This window comes from Aurantimonas sp. A2-1-M11 (assembly GCF_036549475.1).
Classification (GTDB): Bacteria; Pseudomonadota; Alphaproteobacteria; order Rhizobiales; family Rhizobiaceae; genus Aurantimonas.
This window is the reverse complement of sequence record NZ_JAZHLI010000139.1, coordinates 1-4,096: the sequence shown is the minus strand read 5'-3', so window position 1 is coordinate 4,096 and position 4,096 is coordinate 1. Positions and strand designations below refer to the sequence as shown.

Annotated in this window: 5 protein-coding genes; 3 read left to right on the top strand and 2 right to left on the bottom strand. The window is 58.6% G+C overall.

The features are described 5' to 3' along the window. Positions 1 to 255: 255 nt before the first annotated feature. Entirely contained in the window at positions 256 to 831 is a 576-nt protein-coding gene (locus VQ042_RS24800) for a tyrosine-type recombinase/integrase (RefSeq protein WP_331822930.1), read from the top strand. A gap of 59 nt (positions 832 to 890) precedes the next feature. Further along, positions 891 to 1,463 (top strand): hypothetical protein, encoded by a 573-nt coding sequence (locus VQ042_RS24795; RefSeq protein ID WP_331822929.1) that lies wholly within the window; start codon positions 891 to 893, stop codon positions 1,461 to 1,463. A 242-nt stretch (positions 1,464 to 1,705) separates the two neighbouring features. On the opposite strand, the gene rnhA is transcribed toward VQ042_RS24795, so the two are convergent. After that, on the bottom strand, positions 1,706 to 2,236 hold the full coding sequence (gene rnhA, locus VQ042_RS24790) for a ribonuclease HI (protein ID WP_331822928.1): 531 nt from the start codon (positions 2,234 to 2,236) through the stop codon (positions 1,706 to 1,708). Positions 2,237 to 2,244: 8 nt separating this feature from the next. Beyond that, a complete protein-coding gene (locus VQ042_RS24785; protein WP_331822927.1) occupies positions 2,245 to 3,111 on the bottom strand; it encodes a ParB/RepB/Spo0J family partition protein in 867 nt (288 codons plus the stop codon). A 367-nt stretch (positions 3,112 to 3,478) separates the two neighbouring features. Here VQ042_RS24785 and VQ042_RS24780 point away from each other — a divergent pair, with 367 nt between their 5' ends. Then, entirely contained in the window at positions 3,479 to 4,087 is a 609-nt protein-coding gene (locus VQ042_RS24780) for a hypothetical protein (RefSeq protein ID WP_331822926.1), read from the top strand. Positions 4,088 to 4,096 lie beyond the last annotated feature (9 nt).

The window sequence follows — 4,096 nt, the reverse complement described above, 5'->3', positions numbered from 1 at the left end:
CCGCAGCTTCTTGAAAGCTGCTCACGATCCTCTGAAATCGATGCTCACGATGCCGCGAAATCCATGCTCACGATCGTCTGAAATCCGTGCTCATGATCACGCGAATTACGCAACAAGTATCTGCGGCGCCTGTCGATCTATTGGAAGTGGCTGAAGAAGCGCCACGAGGTCGAGGTCAATGTCTGGCAGGGCGTGACCCTGAAGGAGCCTCAGAAGCCGTCGCATGAGCTAGAGCGCCCCTTCACAGATGAGGAGATGCTTAAGCTACTACAAGGCGACACGACCCAGCACATGCACGATCTTATCCGAATAGGTGCGTTAACCGGAGCGAGGATCGACGCAATCGTCTGCTTGACGGTTCGAGATTGCGAGAATGGTCACTTCCGGTTCAAGCCCCAGAAGAGCGAGCCGGGACCTCGCCTGTGTCCGATCCATTCCGATCTCCAAGGTATCGTGAAGAGACGTTGTGCGGATAAAGAACCGGACGACGACCTATTTCCAGAGTGGCCGTACCCCCAAAAGGGATCGATGCGAGAGAAGTCATTCAAGGCATCCAACCACTTCACCGAGTATCGCCGAAGCGTCGGTGTCGATGATGTCATTCCCGGCAACCGCCGCTCGCGTGTCAACTTCCATTCCTTTCGACGGTGGTTTGCAACGAAGGCAGAACAGGCGGACCAACCTGAGAGCATCATCGCGGCCGTAGTCGGGCACAAGCGCCAAGGGATGACCCTCGGGGTCTATTCCAGTGGCCCCAAGCTCGAACAGGCGCGTCGGTGCATCGAAGCAGTACGGTTCCCCGAAATGTATTATTTACAAGGGGTTGCATGACCTCCCCCTATTGCGTCACGATCAGGCGACCTCTCCTATGGAATACGCAAAGGGCGTGAATGATCGGTTTCCTGAAGAATTTTATCCATAAAAAGGGCGCTGGAGCCGCTCAACACGAGATACAACAGTTCAATCGATACTTGAGTGCTGGAACAGATGAGGAATTAGGCCTTACTCTCGTACTTTCCTTAAAAATGCTGGAGAACTCGAAACAGAAATACTCAAAGAAATACGGAAAAGCACTGGGATCGATGAATGATATATCCATAACCTCTACCAAAGAAGATCGTATGTTGGCGAGTTTTTTGGTAGCTGCCCTTAAAAAGGACCGAGAAGAACTATTGACACTTAAAACCCGTGCAGGTGAGCTAGGAGCTTCCGGGTTGGCTCCAATAATTCACTCGCTTCGGGTCGTAGCCTATCCTGTGGAACTGCTACCAGACGGGCGCGAGATGTGGCGACATCTGATGCGTGGGGAACGTTTCCTTCCAATAATACTCAATGAACAACTCCCACATAAAAATTCCGAGGGAGAGCTTGAGGAATTTCTCTGCCCTCCGGCCTTACTCGTTCCGGAGTTTGATCGCGGAGCGGCAGCGCAGAAAGTGCGTGAGTACGCCCGCGCGGCTTGAATGTGCTGTATACGGACACATACGAGGTCATCCATCGCCATCACCGGGGGCCGATGAACTCCTCAGATGCACTCCGTCAGGGGGGGACGGCCGGCTTGTCTCCCGTACGGCGACCGAACCCGCCTCGATCACGTCCGATGCTGGGACGTATTCGTATTTTGCAGAAGACACTGATCGGCCCGGACGAGCCCGAACATCCCAAGGGTCCACCTCGGGATGTTCGTTGGTGTTCGCGTTCCGGCTTACGCGCTGCCGCCGTTGAGCGTCTTCTGCTTCAACGCCTCGGCACTCGCCAGTGCATCGGCTCGTTCGTTCATGGGGTCCCCAGCGTGCCCCTTGGTCCACTGCCAGAAGACGCCGCCTTGCCAGTAGGCCAGTGTGTCGAGTTCCTTCCAGAGGTCCACGTTCTTCACCGGCTTCCGGTTCGAGGCTTTCCAGCGGTTCGCCTTCCAACCGGCTACCCACGAGGACATGCCGTCCACGACGTATTTGCTGTCGGAGATGACGACCACGGGATGATGGGACCGCTTCAGGGCCTTCAGGCCCTCGATAGCTGCCCTCAGTTCCATGCGGTTGTTGGTGGTCTCGGGTTCGCCGCCAGAGAGGGACTTACTCTTGGCGACGCCTCCATCGCGATGCAGGTGAAGGACAGCACCCCAACCCCCGGCACCAGGATTGCCGAGGCAGGCCCCATCCGCGTGGATCGAGATGCAGTTGGCCAGTGTCCGCTTCTGTAAATTACGCACCTTAGGGTTTGCGGAGGAATTGCTCATCCGTCCCATCAGAACGACATCGGGTCGCGGTCGTCGTCATCACCGTCGTCCTCGTCATCCCAGACGATCTGGCGGTGGTACATGTTCAAGACGACCTCGTTGGCCCTATGGCCCAAGATCAACCCGAGGGTGATTGCCGCGATCTCAGCGTTGTGCGTCATCTTCGCGCCGACTGCCTTCCTTATTCGATCCGCATATATCGCGGCCTGCTCCTGCATTCTCGTCTCCCATTCGTCCAGTTCGTTGGGTTCGTCGGTTTGTCCTCGGGCTGCCTCACGGGCTCGCCACCACTCGTCGTAGTCGAAGGCGTCGTCTCCAAGGGTCCGCTTGGCCTTCCTCATGATGCTGACCTGCTTTCGCGAGATGCCGGCATTGTCCGCCGTCCCCCTGATCGCGAAGAGGTCCGCCAGCACGAAGCTCCATCCGACGTTCATCTTCTCTTCGTTCGTCAGCGGCAGGACAGCCTTGCCGGCCTCCCGGCTTCGGTGCGCAAGGGCCTCCTCAGGGGTCCCCTCGAAGTACCGAACCGGAACCTCGGATCGGCCGGCGCGGCGGTAGACAGCAAGGCGATATTCGCCGTCAACGAGAACGAAGTCGCCGCCGCAGGGTAGGACGAGGATCGGGTCGAGATCGCCCGCGACCTTCAGGGCCTGCTCAAGGCGGGCCGTGTGATAGCCATCCTTCGTGCCGGATCGGACCTTGAACGCGTCGTGATGGACAGTGACCCGAGAGACTGGAAGCTTGGTGGGCCGCTCCTCAGGGGACCCTTGAGCCTGTCGGTGGCGAAGTTCGGCTATGGCGACGGCCAGCTCCGAACGTGGTGGTTCCTCTGCATCCCCTATGGCGTCCGCCACGGGGTTTGGGTGTTCGAGCATGATGCTCCTTTCTTTGGTTGGCACGGACGCGGCAAAGCACCCGCCAACTCCGCTCTGGGAGACTGGCAGGATGTGGATTGCATCCGTGGTTGGATGTTGCTGGTGTCAGCCGCTATCGGTACAGCTCAGAAGCCAGGACAAGTGAGCGGCACTATTAGCTCCTCCTCACCCGAATTGCCCTGGCCCTCCTGTTTAGGCTCACCCTATTTCGCACCCCCTGCACCATAGGGGTTGCCGCCCGGAACGGGACCAGACCCGCTCAGACCTCAATACTCGCCGACTTGGACGGTTTCTCCCCACCCGCCCTTGCCTTTGGGTCCCCGATGTTGCGAACTGCCGGTCCCGCCAAGGAGCCCCGCCGACATCCATGACGCCGCACGAGTTCATTACGAAGTGGTCGAACTCGAAGCTGAAGGAGCGGTCGGCTGCGCAGTCGCATTTCAATGATCTCTGCCAGCTCTTGGGGGAGCCTTCGCCCACTGATGTGGACCGCGACGGCGAGGACTATGCCTTCGAGGTTGGTGCGACGAAGACCACCGGCGGTCGTGGTTTTGCCGATGTCTTCAAGCGGGGCTATTTCGGCTGGGAGTACAAGGGTACTCACGCGAACCTCGACACGGCCTTCGCCCAGCTCCAACGTTACGCCGTCGCCCTCGACAATCCACCCCTGCTCATCGTTTCCGACATCGGCACGACGATCCGCATCCACACCAACTGGACGAACTCGGTCTCGAAGACCTACGAGATCGCGATTGCCGACCTTGAGGACGCCGACAAGCGCCAGTGGCTGAAGGACGCGTTCAACGATCCTGAGCGTCTCAGGCCCAAGAAGACCCGGCAGGAACTGACCGAAGAGGTCGCCGGTGAGGTCGCTGCGGATTCCGACGAAGCCGGCCATGCATTCCAAGATGAAGCCGGCCACCTGTTCCGATTTCATTCCGGCCGCCGTTCCGATTTGAAGCCGGCCACCTCCTGATCTGATCCT

Coding starts and splice junctions, on each gene's coding strand:
- VQ042_RS24800 (WP_331822930.1), top strand. CDS start 256: ATGCTTAAGCTACTACAAGGCGACACGACCCAGCACATGCACGATCTT.
- VQ042_RS24795 (WP_331822929.1), top strand. CDS start 891: ATGATCGGTTTCCTGAAGAATTTTATCCATAAAAAGGGCGCTGGAGCC.
- rnhA (WP_331822928.1), bottom strand. CDS start 2,236: ATGAGCAATTCCTCCGCAAACCCTAAGGTGCGTAATTTACAGAAGCGG.
- VQ042_RS24785 (WP_331822927.1), bottom strand. CDS start 3,111: ATGCTCGAACACCCAAACCCCGTGGCGGACGCCATAGGGGATGCAGAG.
- VQ042_RS24780 (WP_331822926.1), top strand. CDS start 3,479: ATGACGCCGCACGAGTTCATTACGAAGTGGTCGAACTCGAAGCTGAAG.